Here is a 23,428-nt window from a genome sequence, read left to right as displayed (position 1 = left end):
CATGTGTCGATGGTGCGGACATTCCTGTACCCTCTGTGCGTGTTTGACTTGAGGGTAGATATAGGAAATATTCCCGGTATTGCGCTATATGGGCGCGGAAATAAGAACATTGGTTTTGCCGCGGCGGGACATCGGGCCGATTGGTCCTCACATAAGGAGAAAACAGGAATGACGGTGCGGATCGACGGCACGGACCGGAAAATTCTGGCTGAACTGCAGCGCGACGCCAGCCAGTCGCTGGATGAAATAGCCCGCCGGGTCGGGTCTTCCAAGACCCCGGTGTGGAATCGCATCCGCAAGCTGAAGGAGGCCGGGGTGATCGGACAGCAGACAGTGCTGCTGGACCCGGAGGCGCTGGGGTTCGAGGCCTGTTTCTTTGTCCTCATCCGCACCTCGGAGCATGAGGCGGAATGGCAGGCCAAGTTCCTGAAGGCGCTGCAGGAACGCCCCGAGGTGCAGGAGGCGCACCGGCTGGCGGGCGACATCGACTATATATTGAAAGTGCGGGTGCAGAACGCGCGCGCCTATGATGTCTTCTATCAGGCGCTGATCTCCGAGGTGAAGGTGCACAATGTGACGGCGCTTCTGTCGATGGAGGAGATCAAGTCGACCACCATGCTGCCGCTGGGCGGCTAACGGGCCGCCCGTTCCTATCTGTCACAGCGGCGGGCGCAGCAGCAGGTGGCGCCCGTCCTGCAGCCGCCAGGGGGATGTCTCGCCAGAGGCAGCCTCCGGCATCACGCCAATGTCAGCCAACAGATGCGGAGATGTTTCCGTCAGCCGTTGCAGTTCGAGACGCGGCACCTGTACCGCGTTCGGGCCCGTTGCTGCACGAGGCTTAGTTTTCTTGTGCCCTAGGAGGGCGGCGAACCAGCCAAGGGCACCACGGGCCGGGGGGCTGATGTGCTGCACGCCTGCTTTCTCAATATTTGCAATCATGGCTGTTCCTCTGGTTTGGGCCTAAGGAATAGGGCCGCAGGGGGCTTGCGCGCAAACCAGTTAATCTCCACCATGGATCAGGAAAAATGACCCATGGTGATCTGATGCGTCTGCCGCCCCTCAATTCCTTACGCGCCTTTGAGGCCGCCGCCCGCCACCAGGGCTTCATCGCCGCTGCAGAGGAGCTGTTCGTGACCCGCGGCGCCATCAGCCGCCAGGTGAAGATCCTGGAGGACCACATCGGCGTGCAGCTGTTCCACCGCAATGCCCGCGGGGTGGAACTGACAACGGCCGGACAGCGGCTTTATCCGGTGCTGACTGAGGCTTTTGCGATGATGCTGCGCGAGGTGGAGCAGATCGCCGCGGATGCATCCGAGCTGCGGGTGATCTGCCCGCCGACGCTGTCGCTGCGGTGGCTGCTGCCCCGGATTGAACAGTTCCGCGCTGCGCATCCTGAGATCAAGCTGAGGCTGGCAACCGATTTTTACGGCAGCAAGGGATTTGACAGGGCCGAATACGATCTTGGCATTTCGCTTGAGAACATCCGCGGGCGGCCGGAGGATATCGAGGTTATGCCACTGTTCGGCATGATCCTTTCCCCGGCCTGCGCGCCCGCGCTGCTGCCGGTTTTGGCCGAGGGGCCAGCGGCGCTGGCCGGACTGCGGCTGCTGCACGAAACACCGCGCCGCGAGGATTGGTCAACCTGGCTGCGCCATTTCGGGGTGGAGGGAGTGGACCCGGCCGGCGGCGAAGTTTTCCCGAACCTCGACATGGCCACCCGGGCCGCGGTGCTGGGGGCGGGCGTGGTGATGGCGGATCTGGTTCTGTGCCGCGAGGAACTGGCACGGGGGGACCTGGTGCTGCCGTTCCCGGAGATGACCTGCGGCACCCCGTCCGGTGCCTATGCCCTGATCGGAGAGCGGCAGAAGTGGAATGACCCCAAGGTGGCTGTCTTCCGGGACTGGCTGCTGAACAGCTCCGGCCTGGCCGGAGCCCCGGGGGAGCTGGAGTAGCCCCCAAGAGGGGTATGGCAGGGGGCGCTGCCCCCTCGGCGCCAAGGCGCCTCACCCCTGGAGTATTTTTCCAAAGGTGAAATGGGGGCGCCGCGCCGCGTCAGCGGCGCCTGGCCCAACCGGGCAAAGGGATCTGTGATCCCTGCAGCGCGGGCGGGAGTGCTCCGGTCAGGCAGAGACCGTCAGCCGGGTCAGGCCGTGGAAGTGGTAGGTGTTCGAGTATTCCGGGTCTGCCGCCAGCTTCAGGTCCGGGCAGCGCTCAAACAGGATCGGCAGGGCGATCTGCATTTCCAGCCGCGCCAGCGGTGCGCCAACGCAGAAATGCAGGCCCCCGCCGAAGCTCTTGTTCACCTTGGGCGGCCGGGCCGGGTCAAAACGGTCCGGGTCGTCCAGTGCCTTAGGGTCGCGGTTGGCGGCACCCAGCAGCAGGGCCACCTGATCGCCGCGCTGGAAGGTGTGGCCGAACACCTCTGCCTCCTCATAGGCGTAGCGGGTGAACATGTGCAAAGGCGGATCAAAGCGCAGGATCTCCTCCACCAGCCCCTCGATCCCCTCAGGCGCCAGCCAGTCCGGCTGCCAGCCCTGTTGCAGCATCGTCTTCACGCCGTTGCCCAGCGAATGCACGGTGGCCTCATGGCCCGCGTTCAGCAGAAGGATGCAGGTGCCGATCAGCTCGTCCGTTGACAGCTTGTCGCCTTCCTCCTCAGCCGCGATCAGCCGGGTGATGAGGTCGTCGCGGGGATCATTGCGGCGCTCTGCGATGTAGCCGCGCAGAAAGTCCGTGAACGCCTGCGAGGCCTGCGCCGCGGCGTGTTCGGTCTCTTGCGTGCGCGACGCCTGATACATCGCCACCATCCTGTGCGACCAGTCCAACAGCTGCGGCGCCATCTCCTCCGGCACCCCCAGCAGGCGGCAGATGGTGATCACCGGCACTTGGGTGCAATAGGCGTCCAAGAGGTCAAAGGGCTGGTCCGGGAAAGCGCCGATCAGCTGGTGGCACAGATCCTTGATGCCCGGCTCCAGCGCCGCGATCTCGCGCGAGGTGAAGGCGCGCAGCACCAGGCGGCGCAGGCGGGTGTGGCGGGGCGGCTCGGCATCCAGCATCGAATGCGCCTCCACTGCCAGGAAAGGGGCAAGATGGGCTGGGCCGTCCTTGCGCAGCTCCTGAGGCACCTCGCGGCCAAAGCGGCGGTCGCGCAGCAGCATATGCACCGCGGAATGGCCGAAGGCGGCAACCATGCCGTAGTCCTGCCAGTGGTGCATCTGGCCCTCTGCCTGGGCCGCCGCATAGAAGGGATAGGGGTCCTGCACAAAGGCCGGATCGGTGGGGGATTGGATTAAAGTCTTCATACACCGGTTTTTGCCGCTGCGTCTGGTCAATGCAAGGGGCGCTTTGATAACGTGCCGCAATGAAAACACGCAAACTTCTTCGCTGGAGCCTGCCTGCCGGGTTCCTTGTGGCTGTGGCGGCGCTGGCGCTGGCAGTCTGGTCTTATGGCTACCGCCAGGCGCTGGACAGCCTGGCAGAGCGCAGTGCCGCGGATCTGGCGCTGGCGTCGGACCGCGTCAGCACTCAGCTGCAGGTCTATCAGGAACTGGCGGTGCTGACCGCAGAACACCCGGCGCTGGCGAATCTTTCCACCCCCGCGGCGCGGGAGGCCGCGGCGGAGCTGCTGCGCTCGGTTGCCGACAAGACCGCGGCGCTGGATGTGTTCTATGCTGCCGCTGACGGCCGGGTGCTGGCAGCCGCCGAGGGGGTGTCCGGGTCTGATGTTTCGGATCAGGCCTATTTTACCCGCGCCATGCAGGGGGCCATGGGCACCGGTCACGCGGTTTTGCAGCCGGGCGGGCGGCGGTCGTATTTCTATGCTGCGCCAGTGTTCCAGCCCGGCGGTGTGCGCGGGGCGCTGGTGGTGGCAGCGGATGTGAATGACGTCGAGCAGACCTGGCGCGGCTCGCTGCCGGCGGTGTTCTTTACCGGGAAGAGCGGCGAAGTGTTCATTTCCAACCGGTCCGAATTGCTGTTCTGGCAGCGCGGCGCGGAGGGGGAGATCCCGAGTGTCATCAGCCGGGACCGCTATGCCGGACATGCAATCTGGAGTCTTGAGGGCAGCCCCTATCTGCCTGACCGCGCACTGCATCTTTCCGTGGATTTGCCGCTGATCGGGATGACAGGGGAAATCCTGGTGGATGTGGCGCCGGCGCGGCGGATCGCGGCGCTGCAGGCGGCGGCGCTGGCGGCGGTGTGCCTGGCTCTGGGTGCCATGCTGTTCATTGTGATGGAGCGGCGCCGCACCCTGGCTGAGGCCAATGCGGTGCTGGAAAGCCGGGTCGAACAGCGCACCCGCGACCTGTCGGCGGCCAACACCCGCCTGCGCCGCGAGGTGCGCGAACGGGAGGAGGCTGAGGCGGCCCTGAAACGCGCGCAGGAGGAGCTGGTGCAGGCGGGCAAGCTGTCGGCGCTGGGACAAATGTCGGCGGGGATCAGCCACGAGCTGAACCAGCCCCTGATGGCGATCCAGCAATACGCCGAGAACGGTGCCGCCTTCCTGGAGCGCGGCAAGGCGGAGCGCACCGGCGAAAACCTGGGCCGGATTGCCGACATGGCCGCGCGGATGGCGCGGATCATCAAGAATCTGCGCGCCTTTGCCCGCAACGAGAGCGAGCCGATGGGGCAGGTGGACCTGGTGCAGGTGATCGATGCCGCGGTGGAGCTGACGGCGCCGCGGCTGAAGGCGGATTGTATCGACCTGCGCTGGCGCTCCGAAGCCTGCGGCGGGCCGGTTTATGCCTGGGGCGGCGAGGTGCGGCTGACGCAGGTTTTCGTCAACCTGATCAACAATGCCGCCGATGCGATGCAGGGGCAGGTGGAGAAGGTGATCTCGATCTCTGCTGACATTGGCCCGCGGCTGCAGGTGCGGGTGCAGGACAGCGGTCCCGGCATCAAGGAGCCGGAGAAGATGTTCGATCCGTTTTATTCCACCAAGGCGGTGGGCAGTTCCGAGGGCATGGGGCTTGGGCTGTCGATCTCCTATGGGCTGGTGCAGAGCTTTGGCGGTAATATCCGCGGCGCCAACACCGGCGGCGGCGCGGTGTTCACGGTGGAGCTGGAGCCGTGGCGCGAGGGCGCCGAAAAGGGGGATGCCGCATGACCCGCAAGGTGCTGCTGGTGGATGACGACGCGGCGGTGCGCGAGGCGCTGGCACAGACGCTGGAGCTGAACGATCTGGATGTGGTGGTCTGCGGGTCGTTTGTGGCCGCGAAGGATCACATCACCCCGGCGTTTGACGGCATTATCGTTTCCGACATCCGGATGCCGGGGCGGGACGGGTTTCACCTGCTGGACTATGCCCGCGGCGCGGATGAGGAACTGCCGGTGGTGCTGCTGACCGGCGAGGGCGACATTCCGATGGCGGTCAAGGCGATGTCGCAGGGGGCGTTTGATTTTCTGGAAAAACCCTGCGCGCCCGCTGATTTCCTGCCGGTGCTGGAACGCGCCCTGAAAACCCGTGCGCTGGTGCTGGAGAACCGGCGGCTGAAGCACCAGCTGGAGACCGGGGACCCGGCGGCGCGGCTGCTGTTCGGAACCTCACCGCAAGCCAAGGAAATGCGCCGGCGGGTGCGGGCGGTGGCACCGACAGGCGCAGAGGTGCTGGTCACCGGTGCGCCCGGCAGCGGCATTTCCAAGGTGGCGGAGGTCATCCACCTGATGTCACCCGCCGCGCAGGGACCGTTTGTGAAGCGTCCCGCTGCAGGGCTGGCGGCGGACACCGTAGCGGAGCTGTGCCAGGAGGCGGCGGGCGGCTCGCTGTTTCTGGATGAGGTGCAGGCGCTGCCGGAGGCGGCGCAATATGCGCTGCTGGCGCAGCTGGAGCAGGGCGGCGGGGTGCGGATCATCGCCGGCTCCAGCGCGAATCTGGCGGAACTTGCGCAGGCGGGCAACTTCAGCGCCGATCTGTTCTACAGGCTGGATGTGATGCGGGTGCGTATCCCGTCGCTGGCGGAGCGTCCCGGAGATATTCCGGTGCTGTTCCGCCACTACGTCGCTCAGGCGGCGGAGCAGGCGGGGATCGAGCCGCCGGAGATCAGCCAGGACCATCTGGCGGCACTGATGGCGCAGGACTGGCCGGGCAACGCGCGCTCATTGATGTCGGCGGCGATGCGGTTTGTGCTGGGGATGCCGGAGGAGGCGGCTGCTGCTGCGGGGCTGGGGCTGGCAGAGCAGATGGCGCAGGTGGAACGCTCCCTGCTGATAGCCGCATTGGGCCGGGCCAACGGGCGCGCGGCTGCGGCCGCGGAAGCCCTGAAGCTGCCGCGCAAGACATTCTATGATAAGCTGGCCCGCTATGGCATCCGGCCCGAGGATTACCGCCGCTGAGGGCGCTGGGTTCGGAGCCTTGCGGTTCGTTCTGTCCGGCGCTTGGGCCGGGGCCGTTAAGGAGGCGGCGCCGCCGGAAAGCCCCATCGGGGCCATGGGCGGAGGGAGGACGGGGGTCGCAAGCCCCCATGTCCGCTGAAGCCTTCGGTGCGGGACGCCCCTGCACCCAATGAAGAGGTGGTCTCGGGGGCCCTGTGATCTCCTGGTGGTGCGGGGTGTCAGCCCGCACCGGTGTCGCGACGGGATTAAGTATCGCAAACCGGGGTTAAAGAGCGGAAAGCGGTGCGTACGGCGGGTGCGCAACACCCCGCGGACGGCGTTAGGCTGAGAGGCCGGATGCCTCCCCCTCCCGGCGGCATAACCGCCTGACGAGCAGTGGGACGGGGATATTTTCAGCCAGAAGAAGGGCGGCGATTCCCTTGCAGTTCTGTCCGGCGCTAACATTTGTGCGGATTTCCGCACAAAGCCCGGAAGGCCCTGTGCGGGATTTCGCACAGCCTGCGTCAGGCGTTGATGACGCGGTTTTGAGTCGCCTCGCAAGCCTATGCAATTATGCGGAAAAACCGTGTTTTCAGTGATTCTCGAATCAAATGTTGAGCGGTTTTCCGCAACTTGGGATGCTTTGGTCAGGCCTCAGCCATGTGCTGAGCGCACCATCGGATTTACAGACGATTTTTCTGGGAGGAAAAGACCATGAAATTCCTGACAACTGCCGCTACCGCTTTGGCCCTGGCTGTTTCCGCAGGCGCAGCTTCTGCCGCCTGTGACGACGGCGAGATCGTGGTGAAGTTCAGCCACGTTACCAACACCGACAAGCACCCCAAGGGGATTGCCGCATCGCTGCTGGAAAAGCGCGTGAATGAGGAAATGAACGGCACCATGTGCATGGAGGTCTATCCGAACTCCACGCTGTACAATGACAACAAGGTGCTGGAGGCGATGCTGCAGGGCGACGTGCAGCTGGCCGCGCCGAGCCTGTCGAAGCTTGAGAAGTTCACCAAGCAGTTCCGCCTGTTCGACCTGCCGTTCATGTTCAAGAACATCGAAGCAGTTGATGCGTTTCAGGCCTCCGAGACCGGTCAGGAGATGCTGAACTCGATGCAGCGCCGCGGCCTGCAGGGGCTGGGCTACTGGCACAACGGCATGAAGCAGATGTCGGCGAACAAGCCGCTGGTCGAGCCGTCGGACGCCAACGGGCTGAAGTTCCGGGTGCAGTCCTCCGACGTGCTGGTGGCGCAGATGGAAGCAATTGGCGGCAGCCCGCAGAAAATGGCGTTCTCGGAAGTTTACGGCGCGCTGCAGCAGGGTGTTGTGGACGGGCAGGAGAACACCTGGTCCAATATCTACGGCAAGAAGTTCTTTGAGGTGCAGGACGGTATCACAGAGACCAACCACGGCGCGCTGGATTACCTGGTGGTGACGTCCGTTGACTGGCTGGACAGCCTGGACCCGGCGGTGCGTGACCAGTTCGTGACCATCCTCAACGAGGTGACCGCGGTGCGCAACGCCGAGTCGACCAAGGTGAACGGCGAGGCGCGCCAGGCGATCATCGACGCCGGCGGCGTGGTGCGCGAGCTGACCCCCGAGCAGCGCGCGGCCTGGGTCGAGGCGATGAAGCCGGTCTGGGAGAAGTTTGCAGGCGACGTCGGCCAGGAAAAGATCGACGCCGCGCAAGCCATCAACGCTGGCCTCTAAAGGCCACATCCGGGGTGCCTTTACGGGCGCCCCGTGACCGCAGGCGGCACGGGAATCCGCCGCCTGCACCCCTTCTTTCCGCAAAACTTGGGAGGCAGCCATGGCGGGGTCCAGAACCGGCCCGAGCGGGCTTATCAATTCACTCGAAGAAACTCTGATCGCGCTCCTCCTGGGGCTGATGACGGCAATTACATTTGCCAATGTGATCGCGCGGTTTGTGTTTAATTCCAATATTCTGTGGGCGCTGGAGCTGACTGTGTTCCTGTTTGCCTGGCTGGTGCTTCTGGGCGCGTCTTATGCGGTCAAGACCCACGCGCATCTGGGCGTCGATGCCATCGTCAACATGCTGGCGCCCGGCGTACGCAAGGCGGTGGGGCTGTTTGCTGCCGCCTGCTGCATCGTGTTTTCGCTGCTGCTGCTGAAAGGCGCCTATGATTACTGGGCAGTGTTTGCCGACCTGCCGCCCACCTCGGGCCGCTGGTTCCCGACCGGGCTGGACATGAAGGCGCGCAGCCAGAGCTTCTATGAGGTGCAGGACGTGCCGATGGTGGCGGTCTTCCGGTTCCTGGAGGATCTGATCAACTACGGCGAGTCTTACGAGAAGCTGCCGAAGGTGGTGCCGTATGTGGTGCTGCCGGTGTCGATGCTGCTGCTGGTGTTCCGCTTTATTCAGGCGGCGTTCCAGATCGCCCGCGGCGAGGCCGACCGGCTGGTCGCCAGCCATGAGGTCGAGGATGAAATCGCCCAGGTGCAGGCACAGCGCGGGGAGCATGACTGATGGAAGTGGTAATCCTCTTTGCGATGGTGATTGGCCTGCTGCTGATCGGGGTGCCGATTGCGGTGTCCCTGGGTCTCAGCTCCACCATCTTTCTGCTGATCTACTCCGACAGTTCGCTGGCCTCTGTTGCAGGCACGCTGTTTGAAGCCTTTGAGGGGCATTTCACCCTGTTGGCGATCCCGTTCTTCATTCTGGCCTCCAGCTTTATGACCACGGGCGGCGTGGCGCGGCGGATCATCCGCTTCTCCATCGCTTGCGTGGGCCATCTGCCGGGCGGGCTGGCGATTGCGGGCGTGTTTGCCTGTATGCTGTTTGCCGCGCTGTCCGGGTCGTCTCCGGCAACTGTGGTGGCCATCGGCTCCATCGTGATCGCAGGCATGCGGCAGGTGGGCTACACCAAGGAGTTCGCGGCCGGTGTGATCTGTAACGCAGGCACGCTTGGCATCCTGATCCCGCCGTCGATTGTGATGGTGGTCTATGCGGCGGCGGTTGAGGTCTCCGTTGGGCGGATGTTCCTGGCCGGTGTCATACCGGGGCTGCTGGCGGGCCTGTTCCTGATGGTCACCATCTATGTGATGGCCAAGGTCAAGAACCTGCCCAAGGGCGAGTGGAAGGGCTGGGGCGAGATCATCACCTCCGGCCGCGAGGCCGGCTGGGGGCTGTTCCTGATCGTGATCATCCTGGGCGGCATCTATGGCGGTATCTTCACGCCCACTGAGGCGGCGGCGGTGGCGGCGGTCTATGCCTTCCTGATTGCGAGCTTTGTCTACAAAGACATGGGGCCGCTGTCGAACGGCGAGGGCGAAGCCAAGACGCCGCTGATCAAGAAGCCCTATGCGCTGGTCACGGCGTTCTTCCACAGCGATACCAAGCACACGCTGTTCGAGGCGGGCAAGCTGACCGTTACGCTGCTGTTCGTAATCGCCAACGCGCTGATCCTGAAGCATGTGCTGACCGATGAGCAGGTGCCGCAGCATATCGCCAATGCGATGCTGTCGGCGGGCTTTGGACCCATCATGTTCCTGGTGGTTGTGAATGTTATCCTGCTGATCGGCGGCCAGTTCATGGAGCCCTCGGGCCTTTTGGTGATCGTCGCGCCGCTGGTGTTCCCGATTGCCATCGAGCTGGGTATCGACCCGATCCATCTGGGCATCATCATGGTGGTGAACATGGAGATCGGCATGATCACACCGCCGGTGGGCCTGAACCTGTTCGTGACCTCGGGTGTTGCGGGTATGCCGATGATGGGGGTGGTGCGCGCGGCCCTGCCGTTCCTGGCGGTGCTGTTCGTGTTCCTGATCCTAATCACCTATGTGCCCTGGCTGTCCACGGTGCTGCCAAACGCGGTGATGGGGCCGGAGATCATAACGAAGTAGGCTAATAGCCCTGCAAAAAAGGAAACGCCCCGGGAGACCGGGGCGTTTTTTGTTTCAGGGAAGGGGCGCTGCCCCTTTTGGCCCGTCGGGCCAATTCACCCCGGAGTATTTGGGCAAAGATGAAAACCGCCCGGGCTTCATCTTTCCAGAAAATACTCAAATCCGGGGCCAGCGCCGCAGGGCGCCGGTTAGCTGGCTTCCAGCGCGGTGATGATCGGGGAGAAATCCGCAGCCTTGAGGCTGGCACCGCCGACAAGCGCGCCGTCGACGTTGGAGACGGCGAAGATATCGCCCGCGTTGGAGGGTTTGACCGAGCCGCCGTAGAGCAGGCGGATGCTGTCCGCAGTCTCAGCTCCGAAGCGGGTGCTGAGTTCGGCGCGCAGGAAGTCGTGGACTTCGGCAATCTGTTCCAGCGTCGGCACCTTGCCGGTGCCGATGGCCCAGACCGGTTCATAGGCGATTACGGTGTTCTCGCCGGTGGCATTCGCAGGGACGGAGCCCGCGAGCTGGGTGCCGGCAACCTTGAGCGTGTCGCCTGTTTCGCGTTCTGCAAGGGTTTCGCCGATGCAGATGACGGCGGTGAGGCCCTCTGCGATGGCAGCCTCGGCCTTGGCGCAGACCAGCGCGTCACTTTCGCCGTGGTCGGCGCGGCGTTCCGAATGGCCGAGGATCACGGCAGAAGCGCCTGCGTCCTTGAGCATGGCCGCCGACAGATCGCCAGTGTGGGCGCCGGACGCATTGGCGTGGCAGTCCTGGCCGCCGATGGCGACGGCGCTGCCCTTGGCAGCGTCCGCGGCGCGCGACAGCAGGGTTGCGGGCGGGCAGATCAGGATGTCGGCAGCGGTGGCGCCATGGCTTTCCGCAAGCGCCGCCAGTTCAGCGAGGTTCGTGCCGGTGCCGTTCATCTTCCAATTGCCTGCTGCCAGTTTCCGCCGCATGGGGGTGCCTCCGAATGTTCTGTTTGGGCGTGACTGGTAGCACCGGCAGCGGGGCGGCGCAATTCGCTTGGGCGCCGGTCTAAAAAGCAAAAGGGCGGGGAAAGCCCCGCCCGGTCTTTTCTTTCCGTGTGCACCGGATCAGGTGCCGGGTGCTTCCTTGAAGGAAATCGACTCGCCGCAGCCGCAGGCCTCGGCCACGTTGGGGTTGTTGAACTTGAAGCCGCTTTCCAGCAGCGTCACCTCATAGTCGATCTGGGTCCCGAACAGGAACATCTGCGCCATCGGGGCGATCAGGATGCGGGCGCCGTCCTGTTCGACCACTTCGTCGTTGGGGTCGGCCTGGTCGACATACTCCATGGTGTATTCCATGCCCGCGCAGCCGCCCTTCTTGACGCCGATGCGCAGTCCGGCGCAGCCGTCCTTTGCCATCAGCTTGGCGATCTGGGCCGCAGCCTTGGGCGTCATGGTCACCGCCTGTTTGCCGGGAATGCCGAACATGTATGTCTCCTTGCGCTTCCCTTGTTATCTAGGATGGCTGCCGGGGCGGCTCAACCCCGGATACGAGGGGGAAGCAATAAGATATACCCGGTATGCAGAATTAAAAGGGGCCGCCTCCTGGGCAGGGAGGCGGCCACTGATGGGGTCCATCATCGGGGGACGGTGGTCAGAGCCCCATGCAGTTCGCGTAATAGGTGGTGGTGGCGGGCCAGTCAGAAAACACGCCCGCGACGCCAACGTCCTGCGCCAGCACGTCCAGGAGCTGGTAGTACATGCTGTCGTCTGCGGTCAGGTCCGCGACGGACTGGAAGTACCAGCCGCCGCCGGTCGCCAGCGGGCCGGAGCGTTCCAGGGTCCAGGTGATCAGCTTGAGGCCGGCGTCTTTGGCCGCCTTGGCATAAGCCGAGGGGACGATCTTGCCATCCTCAGAAGTGACCAGCATCCACATCGGCGGCGCGATGTAGTTGACGCCCTTGGCGTGCAGACCGGCAAAGTCGTGCGGGAAGGTCGCCGGGTTGTTCGGGTCGAAATCTTCGAGATCGTAGCTGTTGTCCAGAAACACCGCCTGCTTGCCGAATTCCGGCTCGTTTTCAATCCAGTAGAGCACGTCATCGAGGTTGAAGCTTTGCGGCCAGACGTCAGAAGCGGGGATGCCGGCGGATTTGTATTCGTCGATCAGTTTCTGGGCGTAGTCGGCCTGGCTGAAGCCGTTGAAGGGCATCTCCACCGCGGGGGATTTCAGTTCCGGGGTGAACTTGGCGCCAATTGACCTGAACAGGGCGATCGATTCCGCGTGGGTCATCGAGGTGGCGCCGCCGGCAAACAGGGTGGAGCGCCAGTCCGCGGTGCCGCGCTGGTAGGCCGCCGGGGTTGTGGCGGTTTCATCCGCACTGTCCATTTTGGGCTGCAGCGTGCGGAACTGAGCCAGCGTGATTTCAGAGGTGCGGCATTCGGCAGTGGCAGGTGTTTCGCCGTCTGCGGGCGCGAAAGGCGTGATGCAGGTCTCTGACAGATCCGAAGTCAGAATATTGGTGGTCGTGTGCAGGTCGTTCTGGGCATGGCGGCAGACCAGCTCCAGATCCTTGGTGAAGGTGACATCGCATTCGAGGATGCCCGCGCCCATCTGGGCGGCGGCGATGTTGGATTCGGCGGTGTGTTCCGGGAACATCAGCGGCGCGCCGCGGTGGCCGATGGAGAAATCTGTGCGCTGGGGCGTCTGGCCCGCGCAAGCCTGCAGCTTTTCCTTTAGCGCGCCCTCCGGCAGCTTGGAGATCAGATAGGCAGGGCGGGGGCCGTAGCTGAGGCCTGCATCCGCCGGCACAGGGGGATTGGCGGCAAAGGCGGCGGTGGACATAAGCAGGGCGGCTGCCGACGTCAGGGCAAGGCGCATAGGGGTTTCTCCGGTTTGTCAGTTTGCGGCGAGTGTGGCGCGCAAGTGTAACAGCCGGATTGCGCCCGCATGACGGGCGCAAGACAGTCTTGTGACAAATTGGGGGGACCCCGGGTGGCTTACATGAAGCCCAATTCGAGGCGGGCCTCGTCGGACATCATTTCCATGCCCCAGGGCGGCTCCCAGGTCAGCTCGACATCGACGCTCTTGACGCCGTCAACCGGCGAGACCGCATCAATCAGCCAGCCCGGCATCTCGCCTGCCACCGGGCAGCCCGGCGCGGTCAGGGTCATGATGATCTTGACGTCGTTCTCATCGTTGATGTCGATGGTGTAGATCAGGCCCAGCTCGTAGATGTTCACCGGGATTTCCGGGTCATAGACGGTGCGGCAGGCGTCGACGACGGCTTCGTACAGCGGGTGGCTGACGGAGGAGGGCGCGATCAGCGGGGCGCCTTCAAGCGGTTCGGCAGGGTTGGTCATGGGGATCCCGGTTCTATTTTCCGACGATTTATATAGGAAATATGCAGCCCGGCGTCCAGAGGCGGCGGCCGCGCCTGCGGCAAAGGAATTGCACAGGAATTTGCCCGCAGATTTGATTTGGGCCAGTGGCCGCTCTAAGTTGTGGTTCCCCCACGATGTTTTTAGAAACGGCTGCCAGGCTGCAGCGGACCTGCATGTGAGTGCTGTCTGTTGTGCTGTGCCCGGCCGGCCATGGGAGGCGCCATGCGAAATCCTTCTGTCCTGCGAGCGGCCGTCCGCAGCGTGCTGGCGGCGGCGGCCATAGCCGGGGCCGTGACCGCGTCTGCCGGGGACAGCTGGGAGTGGCAGCTGACGCCGTTTGTGGTGGCGCCTGCGATCGACAGCACAACTGAGCTGGGCAGGGCCGGGGGCGATGTGTCGATTGATGCGGGCGATGTTTTGGACCAGCTGCAGGCCGGCGGGATGCTGCAGTTCGAGGGGGTCCACGACAGCAACTTCGGCTTCCGCCTGCGCTATGCGGTGCTGGATGCCGACGCGGATGTGTTCAGCCCGGAGGAGGCGGGCGGGGTGCGTTATGACCAGAACCTGGGCGAGGCGCTGCTGACCTACAGGTTCGGACGCGGCCGGGATCTGTTCGAGGTGTTCGGCGGTGTGCGCCACTGGGATGTGGATGTGACTGCCAGCTTGCCGGGCGCCACCCTGGGGCGCGGGGCGGACTGGACCGATCCGGTTGCGGGGATGCGCTGGGAACGCCGGCTGTCGGACGAGTTCAGCTTTACCCTGGAGGGGGATATCGGCGGCTTTGGCGCCGGGTCGGAGCAGAGCTGGTCATTGATGGGCGGGCTGATCCACCACCGCTGGAAGAACGCCTCGATCTACGTCCTCTACCGCGGGCTGGGGGTGGAGTATGAAGAAGGCAGCCGCGGCACGCCCCGGTTTTTCCGCCATGACGCGGTGACGCATAGCCTGCTGGCGGGGGCCGGGCTGCGGTTCTGAGGCCGCAGGGCAGGCGGGGTGTGCGGGCGGGGCGCGCGGGGCGCCCCGGCCAACGGTCAGTCGTTGATATCGTGGTTGAAGGTCTTCACCTGGCCCTTGGGCAAGGCAAAGAAGCGGCGCATGATCAGCCAGGCCGCCAGCGACAGCGCTGCAAAGATCAGCAGGAGCGGCGCCAGACCGATGCCGGCACCGGCCAGCAGCAGCAGGGCCACCACCGCGGCGCCGATGGCAAAGCCCAGGAACACAAAACCAGGCGCCAGCACCTCAAGTATCACCAGCAGCAGCGCTGCGGCGCCCCAGACCCACCACAAGGCCCAGAAAGCCGTGTCCATCACTTGCCTCCTCTCAGCAGTTTGAAGGCATCGCCGAAGGCCTCCAGCGCGTGGGCGGGGACCAAGATGGTCTGCTTGCCTTCGCCCTTGCCCAGGGCGTTCAGCGATTCCACCTGCTTCAGCGCGACCTGATACTGCGCTGCCTCCAGCCCGTTTTCGGCAATCGCCTTGGCCACGACCTCAGTGGCATAGGCTTCGGCCTCGGCCTGGATGCGGCGGGCCTTGGCGGTCTGTTCGGCGGCATAAAGCTCGGCATCGGCCTGCAGCTCGACGGCGCGTTTCTGACCCTCGGCCTTGGTGACCTCTGCCCGGCGGGCGCGTTCGGCGTTGAGCTGCTGCAGCATGGCGTCGCGGGTGGCCTGATCCAGGTTCACGTCCAGAATTTCGGCGCGGGTCACTTCGATGCCCCAGTCATCCACCGCGGTCTCAACCGCTTCCTGAATGCGGGTGATCAACTGGGAGCGGTTCGATTGCACCTCATCGAGGTCCATCTTGCCGATTTCCGCACGCACGATACCGGCCACGGTGGTGGCAATGGCGCCGTCCACGTCGCGGATCCGGTAGACGGTCTTTTCCGGCTCCAGGATGCGGTAGAACACCGAGGTGTCGATCTGCACCAGCACGTTGTCCTTGGTGATTGCGTCCTGAGTGGCGTTCGGGAGCTGGCGTTCAAGGATCGAGATCTTATGGCGCGCCACATCCAGGAACGGCACGATGAAGTTGATGCCCGGGCCAAGCACCGAATGCAGGCGGCCGAAGCGCTCGACCACGTATTTTTCTGACTGCGGCACGATCTTGACGCCCTTCAGGACGACGACAATCAGCAGCAGGGCGCCCAGCAGGTACAAAAGATTGCCGGCCAGCAGCTCAAGAATCAGGTCTTCGTTCATGTAAAATTCCTTAGGTTGGTCAGCGGGGGCCGCAGGAGCGGCCGGCGCAGTCTGCGCTGCCGGTTCCGGCGGCCCGCCGGGCAGGGGCTGTGCGCCTGGCATTTTAGCCTTGTTCAATGGCACGCACCCTTGTGTGCAATGGTATACAAATGGGTTTAACCGGTCACGGATTCAAGACTTGGCCGGTGTCAAACGGGTATATGGCGCAAGGCGATGCAAGCTGGCAAGCCCCCGCAGTAAGGGACTGCCGCGCGGTGTCAGCTGCTGGAGGATTTGAGGCGGCGCACCGGTGCCGGGCGGACACGGTTCTCGATCTCCGCATAGATCAGCCCGGCGAGGTTCTTGGAAGAGGTCTTCTCGATCCCTTCCAGCCCGGGAGAGGAGTTCACTTCCAGCACCTTGGGGCCGGCTTCGGAGCGCAGCAGGTCGACGCCCGCCACATTGAGGCCAAAGGCGCGGGCTGCGCGGACGGCGGTTGCGCGCTCCTCCTTGCTGATGCGGACCGTCTCGGCGCTGCCGCCCAGGTGCAGGTTGGAGCGGAAGTCGCCCTCAGCCCCTGAGCGTTTCATCGACGCGACCACCTTGGAGCCGACCACAAAGCAGCGGATGTCGACGCCCGCGGCCTCTTTGACGAATTGCTGCACCAGGAAGTTAGCCTTGAGCCCGCGGAAGGCGGTGATGACGCTTTCGGCGGCTTTCTTGGTTTCCGCCAGCACCACGCCCTTGCCCTGGGTGCTTTCCAGAAGTTTCACGATCAGCGGCGCGCCGCCGACGATCTGGATCAGGCTGCCGGTGTCCTTGGGCGAGGCGGCAAAGGCGGTGGCGGGCATGCCAATCTTGTGGCGCGCCAGGATCTGATGCGCGTGCAGTTTGTCGCGGCTGGCGGTGATGCCTTCGGAGCCGTTGACGCAAAAGGTGCCGAGCGTTTCGAACTGGCGCAGCAGAGCGGTGCCGTATTGGGTGACAGAGGCACCGATGCGCGGGATCACCGCGTCGTAGCGGGGCAGGCGCTTGCCGTCATAGTGGATTTCCGGCGCCAGCGCATTGAGCGCCATGTAGCAGCGGGTGGTGTTGATCACCTCCACGGTGTGGCCGCGGTTTTCGCCCTCTTCCACCAGGCGGCGGGTGGAGTAGTTGTCCTCGCGGCTGAGCACGGCGATGCGCAGGGCGCGCTTGGGTGCCGATTTGCGGATATTGGAAGATGCGTAGACGGAATAGTCCAGCTCCTGCTGGCACATGCGTTCGCCAGGGACAACTGTCACGTTTTCGGTCAGCGCCTGGCGGCCCAGCAGCATATGCTTGGCCATGCCGCGCCGGTCGGTCAGCGTCAGCTCCACCGGCCAGGACTGGCCGCCGATCTCCATCGGCGTCTCGATCACGAAGCGCATTTCGCTTTCGCCATTGGAAGACGTCACCTCGCGCCGGTCCTTGATCAGGGCAGAGCAGGGGATTTCCAGATCGTACTGGCCGGGGATCGGGTGCACCATGAAACGCACCTTGGGGGCGTTTGCGGGCCCGAAGGTTTCAATCCCGGTGGCATGCAGCGAGGAGGTGCGGGCGCCCGTATCCACCTTAACCCGCAGGGCGGGCAGGCCGAGGTCCGGCAGGCTGACCCATTCCTCCCAGCCGAGTTTCAGTTGCGGCGCGGCGTCGGCTGTGGACATGGAGTTGGCTCCTTGGCATTAGGGGTGAATCACCGGGGTGCCGGTTTGATTGTAACGGCAGGAATACGAGATGGCAGAGCTTTTCAACTTTGAACTGAAGGCAACCGACGGCAAGGCGCGCACGGGCGTTATCAATACCCCGCGCGGCGAAATCCGCACGCCTGCCTTCATGCCGGTTGGCACTGCCGCAACGGTCAAGGCGATGATGCCGGAGAGCGTGCGCGCCACCGGGGCGGATATCCTCTTGGGCAATACGTACCACTTGATGCTGCGCCCGACGGCGGAGCGGATCGATCGGCTGGGGGGCTTGCACAAGTTCATGAACTGGGAGCGTCCGATCCTGACTGACAGCGGCGGGTTTCAGGTGATGTCGCTGGCCGGTCTGCGCAAGCTGACTGAGAAAGGCGTGACCTTCAAGAGCCATGTGGACGGCTCCAAGCACGAGCTGACGCCGGAACGCTCGATGGAGATCCAGCGCTTGCTGGGGTCGGACATCGTGATGTGTTTCGACGAATGCCCGGCGCTGCCTGCGGACCGCGACCGCATCGCCGAGTCGATGCGCCTGTCGATGCGCTGGGCGGAGCGCAGCCGCGAGGCCTTTGGCGACCGTCCGGGCCATGCGCTGTTTGGCATCATGCAGGGCGGACTGGAGCCGGACCTGCGCGAGGAAAGCGCCGAAGCGCTGAAAAAGATCGGTTTCGAGGGCTACGCGGTGGGCGGTCTCGCCGTGGGCGAGGGGCAGCAGGCGATGTTTGATTGCCTGGATTACGCCCCCGGTTTCCTGCCCGAGGACAAGCCGCGCTACCTGATGGGGGTGGGCAAGCCCGACGATATCGTCGGTGCCGTTGCCCGCGGTATCGACATGATGGACTGCGTGCTGCCGTCGCGGTCGGGCCGCACGGGGCAGGCGTTCACCCGCTATGGCGTCGTGAACATCAAGAACGCCCGCCATCAGGACGACCCGCGGCCGCTGGATGAGCAGTGTTCCTGCCCGGCCTGTTCAAACTACTCCCGCGCCTATCTGCATCATGTGTTCCGCTCGAACGAGATGATCTCCGGCATGCTGCTGACCTGGCACAACCTGCATTACTTCCAAGAGATTATGCAGGGCATGCGGGATGCGATTGCTGCCGGGACGTTCGAGGCCTGGCAGAAGGGTTTCCGCGACACCCGCGCGCAGGGCGATATTGAGCGGCTGTAAAGCCGCGCAATTGAACAGTTTGCTGTGCGCAGGTGAGCAGCAGTTCTGGCCGCCCCCTGCTTGAACGCGTGGGGCAGAATGCTCAGGTCTTTCCGGCAACGTTCCTGTTGCTGGAAACTTTGACCGGAGGGAAATCCCCGTGAGCCAAGAATTGTTTTCCGCCAGCACTGCTGGTGCAATCGAGCTGCGTAACCGCATTGTCATGGCGCCGCTGACCCGCAACCGGGCTGACGACCAGACCGGCGAGGTTCTGGACCGGCATGCGGAATATTATGCCCAGCGGGCGGGCGCAGGCCTGATCATCACCGAGGGCAGCCAGATCAGCCCCGAGGGCAAAGGGTACATCCAGACCCCGGGCATCCACACGGCAGCGCAGGCCGCGGCCTGGCGCAAGGTTACCGATGCGGTCCATGCGAAGGGCGGCAAGATTGTCGTTCAGCTGTGGCATGTCGGGCGGATCACGCATGACTCGCTGCTGCCCGAAGGTACCAAGGCCGTGTCATCCACCGATGCCGCGGCTGAGGCCCAGACCTTCACCCGCAATGGTTTTGAGCCGACGGCCAAGCCGCAGGCGCTGAGCATAGCTGGCATCCAGAGGGTCATCGCCGACTATGTACAGGCGGCAAAATACGCCAAGGATGCAGGGTTCGACGGTGTCGAACTGCATGCGGCCAACGGCTATCTGCTGGAGCAGTTTCTGAAAGACGGTGTGAACACCCGTACCGATGCTTATGGCGGATCGCCGGAAAACCGCGCCCGGATCGTTTTCGAAATTCTGGACGGGCTGCTGACGGTTTGGGAGGCCGGCCGCATTGGCCTGCGCCTGTCGCCCTTTGCTACGTTCAACGATGTGTCCGACAGCGATCCGGGGGGCCTGTACACACCGCTGATCCAGCGTCTGAACAGCTATGGCCTGGCCTATCTGCACATGGTCGAAGGGGAAACCGGCGGTGCACGGGACGGTGATTTCGACGCTCTGCGCAAGCTTTACACCGGCACCTACATGGCCAACAATGGCTATGACCGTGAAACCGCGCTGGCGCGGACGGCTTCCGGCGAGGTCGACCTCGTGGCCTTTGGGCGCCCTTTCATCGCCAACCCGGACCTGGTTGACCGGCTGGCAGCGGACGCGCCGCTGAACGAAGGCAATCCGGAAACCTACTATGGCGGCGGAGACGAGGGCTTTACCGATTACCCGGTGCTGGAGCAGGTAGCGGCCGAATAGCCCGCGTTCCCTCAGATCAGGGGTTTGCGGCCGGGCAGAACACGCCCGGCCGCCGTTAGCGGGCCATGCGCCCGCGTTCACCTGTTATGAAGACCTGATCCGCTATCCTGCCGCCAAAATGCGGAGGATGGCGATGACATTGTTGCGTTTGCTGGTTATGGCCGCCCTGCTGGGCAGTGCTCCGGCGGCAGAAGCGCAGACTGCGCAGAGCAACACAGCACCGGGGTCGCTGGCAGAGGCATCGAGTTTTTTCAAAGCACCGCCGCTGGATGGCTGCCGCATATCCCTGGAAGACCTGATCAAGGGCGGCTCGGAGGCGCTGCGCGGGCAGTGGATCGTGCAGAAGGGGCCGGGTGAAATCTCGCTGAATACCGGCGGGCGCATCGAAATGGTGCCGCTGCCGCAGCGCACGGGCGAGGTGCTGCGCTTGGCCTTCCGCAACGGCCGGATGGTGGCGGATTCCGCTGCTCTGGGGTTCCTGCCCATCGGGGTGGAGGACCGTGCACCAGTGAAGCCGGGCACCGGGCTCAGGGCCGGGAGCGTGGGCCGCGGCGACCTGGCTGAGGGCACGGAGGTTTTTCTGGATGAACTGACGCTGGGCGCGCTGCCCTGCAGTGCGGATCAGCTGTTACGGCTGAACCTTCTGGCAGAGCATGATTCCGGTACTGGAGAGGTGCTGCGGCAGGACATCCGCCTGTTTCTGATCGACCAGACCCGGATGAGCGGCACCTACCGGGAAACCGGTCCGGGCGGGCGGCTGGAGCGCGGGTTGATCACCCTGCTGCGGCGCTGATGGCCCTTGCGGAGTTATCCACAGGACCGCCTCTGCGCGGCCTTCATTATTTGCTCACCCTTCCTGCATTTGCGCCCTTGTGGTCCCGGCGTGCAGCAGGCAAGGTGAGCCTCAGCCTTGAGGTGCCGCGGTTGAAAAAACCGGGCCGCCCCACCAAGTAAAGACATCCAATGAGGAGACGGGCCAAAGCTGCCAATACCGGGGCCGGGCCGTCTTGCCTAACCAAAGGACCGAGTATGCAAGAGCCACTCAATTCCTCCTACCCAGTCCTGCCGCTGCGCGACATCGTGGTCTTCCCCCATATGATCGTGCCGCTGTTTGTGGGCCGGGAAAAATCGGTGCGCGCCCTGGAAGAGGTGATGGCCGACGACAAGCAGATCCTGCTGTCGAGCCAGATCGACCCCTCTGAGGACGATCCCGAAACCGATAGCATCTACACCACCGGCGTGCTGGCCAATGTGCTGCAGCTGCTGAAACTGCCCGATGGCACCGTCAAGGTGCTGGTCGAGGGGCAGGGCCGTGTGAAGATCACTGAATTCCTGGAAAACGACAACTTCTTCGAAGCCAAGGCCGAAGAGCTGAGCGAGATCCCGGGCGACGTCACCACCACCGAGGCGCTGGTGCGCACTGTGGGCGACGAGTTCGAGCGCTATGCCAAGGTCCGCAAGAACATCCCCGAAGAGGCGCTGTCTGCCGTTGGTGAAACCGCGGAGCCTGCCAAGCTGGCTGACCTGGTTGCCGGCCACCTGGGCATTGAGGTGGACCGCAAGCAGGAGCTGCTGGAGACGCTTTCTGTCAGCGAGCGGCTGGAGAAGGTCTATGGCCTGATGCAGGGCGAAATGTCGGTCCTGCAGGTCGAGAAGAAGATCAAGACCCGCGTCAAATCCCAGATGGAGAAGACCCAGCGCGAGTACTATCTGAATGAGCAGATGAAGGCCATTCAGAAGGAGCTGGGCGACGGCGAGGAAGGTGCCGGCGAGATCGCCGAGCTGGAAGAGAAGATCGCCGCCACCAAACTGTCGAAAGAGGCGCGCGAGAAGGCGGATGCGGAGCTGAAGAAGCTCAAGAACATGTCGCCGATGTCCGCCGAAGCGACCGTGGTGCGCAATTACCTCGACTGGATGCTGTCGATCCCGTGGGGCAACAAGTCCCGCGTCAAGAAAGACCTGAACAAGGCGCAGGAGATCCTGGATGCGGATCACTATGGCCTGGAGAAGGTCAAGGAGCGGATCGTCGAGTACCTGGCGGTGCAGCAGCGCTCGGCCAAGCTGAAGGGGCCGATCCTCTGCCTCGTCGGTCCTCCGGGCGTGGGTAAGACCTCGCTGGGTAAATCCGTGGCCAAGGCAACCGGGCGCGAGTTCATCCGCATTTCGCTGGGCGGCGTGCGCGACGAATCCGAGATCCGCGGCCACCGCCGCACCTACATCGGCTCGATGCCCGGCAAGATCATCCAGGCGCTGAAGAAGGCCAAGACCACCAACCCGCTGATCCTGCTCGATGAAATCGACAAGATGGGCCAGGATTTCCGCGGTGACCCGGCGAGCGCCATGCTGGAGGTGCTGGATCCGGAACAGAACAACACCTTCATGGACCACTACCTGGAGGTGGAATACGACCTGTCGAACGTGATGTTCCTGACCACCTCGAACAGCTACAACATGCCCGGGCCGCTGCTGGACCGGATGGAGATCATTCCGCTGTCCGGCTACACCGAGGACGAAAAGCGCGAGATCGCCAAGCAGCACCTGATTTCCAAGCAGGTGAAGAACCACGGCCTGAAGGCCAAGGAGTTCGAGCTGACCGATGAGGCGGTGACCGAGATGATCCGCACCTACACCCGCGAGGCCGGCGTTCGGAATCTGGAGCGCGAGATCGCCAAGGTGGCGCGCAAGTCGCTGACCAAGATCGTCAAGAAAGAAGCCGACAGCGTGACGGTGACGGCGGACAACCTGGATGACTTCCTGGGCGTCAAGAAGTTCCGCTATGGCCTGGCCGAGCTGGAGGACCAGGTGGGGGTTGTCACCGGTCTGGCCTATACCTCGGTCGGCGGTGAGCTGCTGTCGATCGAGGCGTTGCGGCTGCCGGGCAAGGGCCGGATGAAGACCACCGGCAAGCTGGGCGACGTGATGAAGGAATCGATTGAGGCGGCGTCGAGCTATGTGCGCTCGGTCAGCCCGCAGATCGGCGTCAAGCCGCCGCAGTTCGACCGTCTGGACATTCACGTGCACGTGCCGGATGGCGCAACGCCGAAGGATGGCCCGAGCGCCGGCCTGGCGATGGTGACCGCGATCGTATCGGTGCTGACGGGCATCCCGGTGCGCAAGGACATTGCGATGACCGGCGAGGTTACCCTGCGCGGCAATGCCAGCGCTATTGGCGGCCTCAAGGAGAAGCTGCTGGCGGCGCTGCGCGGCGGCATCAAGACGGTGCTGATCCCGCAGGAGAACGAAAAGGACCTGCCGGAGATCCCGGACAACGTGAAGGAGGGGCTGGAGATTATTCCGGTGTCCCATGTGTCCGAGGTTCTGGAGCACGCGCTGGTGTCCAAGCCCGAACCCATTGAATGGGATGAGGAGGCGGAGGAAGCCGCAGCAGCCAAGGCGGCGCTGAAAGGCTCCGGCGAGGGGACAGGCGCCACCGCGCACTGATCCGCTGATCAGGTGAAAAGTCAAAAGGAAAGGGCGGTCCGAGGGGGCCGCCCTTTTTCAGTTGTCTCTTCCGTTCTGGCCCTTCTTGCCGGGGCGTATGATCTTTGGCGTCTGCATGGCATCGCAGGGGCTCCCGCCCGCTGCAGGCAGCGCATTCTGCGCCGCCTGCAGCGGGCGTGGCGCCGCACCCCG

At 64.1% G+C, this 23,428-nt stretch carries 21 protein-coding genes; 12 read left to right on the top strand and 9 right to left on the bottom strand.

Annotated features, from left to right (window positions below; translation table 11 throughout):
• Positions 1 to 168: 168 nt before the first annotated feature.
• Positions 169 to 636, top strand: coding sequence for an Lrp/AsnC family transcriptional regulator (locus tag AC5STB_RS19510; protein WP_495444430.1), 468 nt, complete (start codon positions 169 to 171; stop codon positions 634 to 636).
• A 21-nt stretch (positions 637 to 657) separates the two neighbouring features.
• On the opposite strand, the gene AC5STB_RS19505 is transcribed toward AC5STB_RS19510, so the two are convergent.
• The gene (locus AC5STB_RS19505) at positions 658 to 939 is read right to left on the bottom strand and encodes a hypothetical protein (RefSeq protein WP_495444429.1); all 282 of its coding nucleotides are present in this window, start codon (positions 937 to 939) and stop codon (positions 658 to 660) included.
• 86 nt (positions 940 to 1,025) lie between these two features.
• On the opposite strand from AC5STB_RS19505, the gene AC5STB_RS19500 reads away from it, so the two are divergent.
• On the top strand, positions 1,026 to 1,952 hold the full coding sequence (locus AC5STB_RS19500) for a LysR substrate-binding domain-containing protein (protein WP_495444428.1): 927 nt from the start codon (positions 1,026 to 1,028) through the stop codon (positions 1,950 to 1,952).
• Positions 1,953 to 2,120: 168 nt separating this feature from the next.
• Here AC5STB_RS19500 and AC5STB_RS19495 read toward each other — a convergent pair whose 3' ends face one another.
• Positions 2,121 to 3,302: a cytochrome P450 gene (locus AC5STB_RS19495; protein ID WP_495444427.1), complete on the bottom strand. Its 1,182-nt coding sequence runs from the start codon at positions 3,300 to 3,302 to the stop codon at positions 2,121 to 2,123.
• Between the two features lie 59 nt (positions 3,303 to 3,361).
• Here AC5STB_RS19495 and AC5STB_RS19490 point away from each other — a divergent pair, with 59 nt between their 5' ends.
• The 5 genes from AC5STB_RS19490 (at position 3,362) to AC5STB_RS19470 (ending at position 10,179) form a co-directional block, all read left to right on the top strand.
• On the top strand, positions 3,362 to 5,104 hold the full coding sequence (locus AC5STB_RS19490; protein WP_495444426.1) for a sensor histidine kinase: 1,743 nt from the start codon (positions 3,362 to 3,364) through the stop codon (positions 5,102 to 5,104).
• The gene (locus AC5STB_RS19485) at positions 5,101 to 6,330 is read left to right on the top strand and encodes a sigma-54-dependent transcriptional regulator (RefSeq protein WP_495444425.1); all 1,230 of its coding nucleotides are present in this window, start codon (positions 5,101 to 5,103) and stop codon (positions 6,328 to 6,330) included. Before AC5STB_RS19490 ends, AC5STB_RS19485 begins: the two co-directional genes overlap by 4 nt.
• 693 nt (positions 6,331 to 7,023) lie before the next feature.
• The gene (locus tag AC5STB_RS19480) at positions 7,024 to 8,025 is read left to right on the top strand and encodes a DctP family TRAP transporter solute-binding subunit (protein ID WP_495444424.1); all 1,002 of its coding nucleotides are present in this window, start codon (positions 7,024 to 7,026) and stop codon (positions 8,023 to 8,025) included.
• 100 nt (positions 8,026 to 8,125) lie between these two features.
• Entirely contained in the window at positions 8,126 to 8,803 is a 678-nt protein-coding gene (locus tag AC5STB_RS19475; RefSeq protein WP_495444423.1) for a TRAP transporter small permease, read from the top strand.
• Positions 8,803 to 10,179, top strand: coding sequence for a TRAP transporter large permease (locus tag AC5STB_RS19470; RefSeq protein WP_495444422.1), 1,377 nt, complete (start codon positions 8,803 to 8,805; stop codon positions 10,177 to 10,179). Before AC5STB_RS19475 ends, AC5STB_RS19470 begins: the two co-directional genes overlap by 1 nt.
• 188 nt (positions 10,180 to 10,367) lie before the next feature.
• Here the strand turns inward: AC5STB_RS19470 and tpiA are convergent, their stop codons facing one another.
• The 4 genes from tpiA to AC5STB_RS19450 all read right to left on the bottom strand — a co-directional run bounded on the left by tpiA (position 10,368) and on the right by AC5STB_RS19450 (position 13,487).
• Positions 10,368 to 11,117 carry a triose-phosphate isomerase gene (gene tpiA / locus AC5STB_RS19465; RefSeq protein ID WP_495444421.1) on the bottom strand — a complete coding sequence of 250 codons (750 nt, stop codon included), beginning with the start codon at positions 11,115 to 11,117 and terminating at the stop codon, positions 10,368 to 10,370.
• Positions 11,118 to 11,255: 138 nt separating this feature from the next.
• On the bottom strand, positions 11,256 to 11,615 hold the full coding sequence (locus tag AC5STB_RS19460) for a HesB/IscA family protein (RefSeq protein ID WP_495444420.1): 360 nt from the start codon (positions 11,613 to 11,615) through the stop codon (positions 11,256 to 11,258).
• A gap of 166 nt (positions 11,616 to 11,781) precedes the next feature.
• Complete coding sequence (locus tag AC5STB_RS19455; RefSeq protein ID WP_495444419.1) at positions 11,782 to 13,005, bottom strand: glycerophosphodiester phosphodiesterase family protein; 1,224 nt, start codon at positions 13,003 to 13,005, stop codon at positions 11,782 to 11,784.
• A 119-nt stretch (positions 13,006 to 13,124) separates the two neighbouring features.
• Positions 13,125 to 13,487 (bottom strand): SUF system Fe-S cluster assembly protein, encoded by a 363-nt coding sequence (locus AC5STB_RS19450; protein WP_495444418.1) that lies wholly within the window; start codon positions 13,485 to 13,487, stop codon positions 13,125 to 13,127.
• A 243-nt stretch (positions 13,488 to 13,730) separates the two neighbouring features.
• Between AC5STB_RS19450 and AC5STB_RS19445 the strand changes: the two genes are divergently transcribed.
• Positions 13,731 to 14,483 carry a hypothetical protein gene (locus AC5STB_RS19445; RefSeq protein ID WP_495444417.1) on the top strand — a complete coding sequence of 251 codons (753 nt, stop codon included), beginning with the start codon at positions 13,731 to 13,733 and terminating at the stop codon, positions 14,481 to 14,483.
• Positions 14,484 to 14,539: 56 nt separating this feature from the next.
• Here the strand turns inward: AC5STB_RS19445 and AC5STB_RS19440 are convergent, their stop codons facing one another.
• The 3 genes from AC5STB_RS19440 to rimK all read right to left on the bottom strand — a co-directional run bounded on the left by AC5STB_RS19440 (position 14,540) and on the right by rimK (position 17,369).
• Complete coding sequence (locus tag AC5STB_RS19440; RefSeq protein ID WP_495444416.1) at positions 14,540 to 14,815, bottom strand: NfeD family protein; 276 nt, start codon at positions 14,813 to 14,815, stop codon at positions 14,540 to 14,542.
• Positions 14,815 to 15,705 (bottom strand): SPFH domain-containing protein, encoded by an 891-nt coding sequence (locus AC5STB_RS19435; RefSeq protein WP_495444415.1) that lies wholly within the window; start codon positions 15,703 to 15,705, stop codon positions 14,815 to 14,817. The genes AC5STB_RS19440 and AC5STB_RS19435 overlap by 1 nt, the downstream gene beginning before the upstream one ends.
• Positions 15,706 to 15,962: 257 nt before the next feature.
• Complete coding sequence (rimK, locus tag AC5STB_RS19430) at positions 15,963 to 17,369, bottom strand: 30S ribosomal protein S6--L-glutamate ligase (RefSeq protein ID WP_495444414.1); 1,407 nt, start codon at positions 17,367 to 17,369, stop codon at positions 15,963 to 15,965.
• 70 nt (positions 17,370 to 17,439) lie between these two features.
• Here rimK and tgt point away from each other — a divergent pair, with 70 nt between their 5' ends.
• The 4 genes from tgt to lon all read left to right on the top strand — a co-directional run bounded on the left by tgt (position 17,440) and on the right by lon (position 23,236).
• Positions 17,440 to 18,570 (top strand): tRNA guanosine(34) transglycosylase Tgt, encoded by a 1,131-nt coding sequence (gene tgt, locus AC5STB_RS19425; RefSeq protein ID WP_495444413.1) that lies wholly within the window; start codon positions 17,440 to 17,442, stop codon positions 18,568 to 18,570.
• 139 nt (positions 18,571 to 18,709) lie between these two features.
• A complete protein-coding gene (locus tag AC5STB_RS19420; RefSeq protein WP_495444412.1) occupies positions 18,710 to 19,795 on the top strand; it encodes an alkene reductase in 1,086 nt (361 codons plus the stop codon).
• A gap of 133 nt (positions 19,796 to 19,928) precedes the next feature.
• Positions 19,929 to 20,588 (top strand): hypothetical protein, encoded by a 660-nt coding sequence (locus AC5STB_RS19415; RefSeq protein ID WP_495444411.1) that lies wholly within the window; start codon positions 19,929 to 19,931, stop codon positions 20,586 to 20,588.
• A 236-nt stretch (positions 20,589 to 20,824) separates the two neighbouring features.
• Positions 20,825 to 23,236, top strand: coding sequence for an endopeptidase La (lon, locus tag AC5STB_RS19410; RefSeq protein ID WP_495444410.1), 2,412 nt, complete (start codon positions 20,825 to 20,827; stop codon positions 23,234 to 23,236).
• The last annotated feature ends 192 nt before the right edge of the window (positions 23,237 to 23,428 follow it).

This window comes from Leisingera sp. CC-HEC093, assembly GCF_059429195.1.
This window is presented reverse-complemented; position numbering and strand designations above follow the sequence as displayed.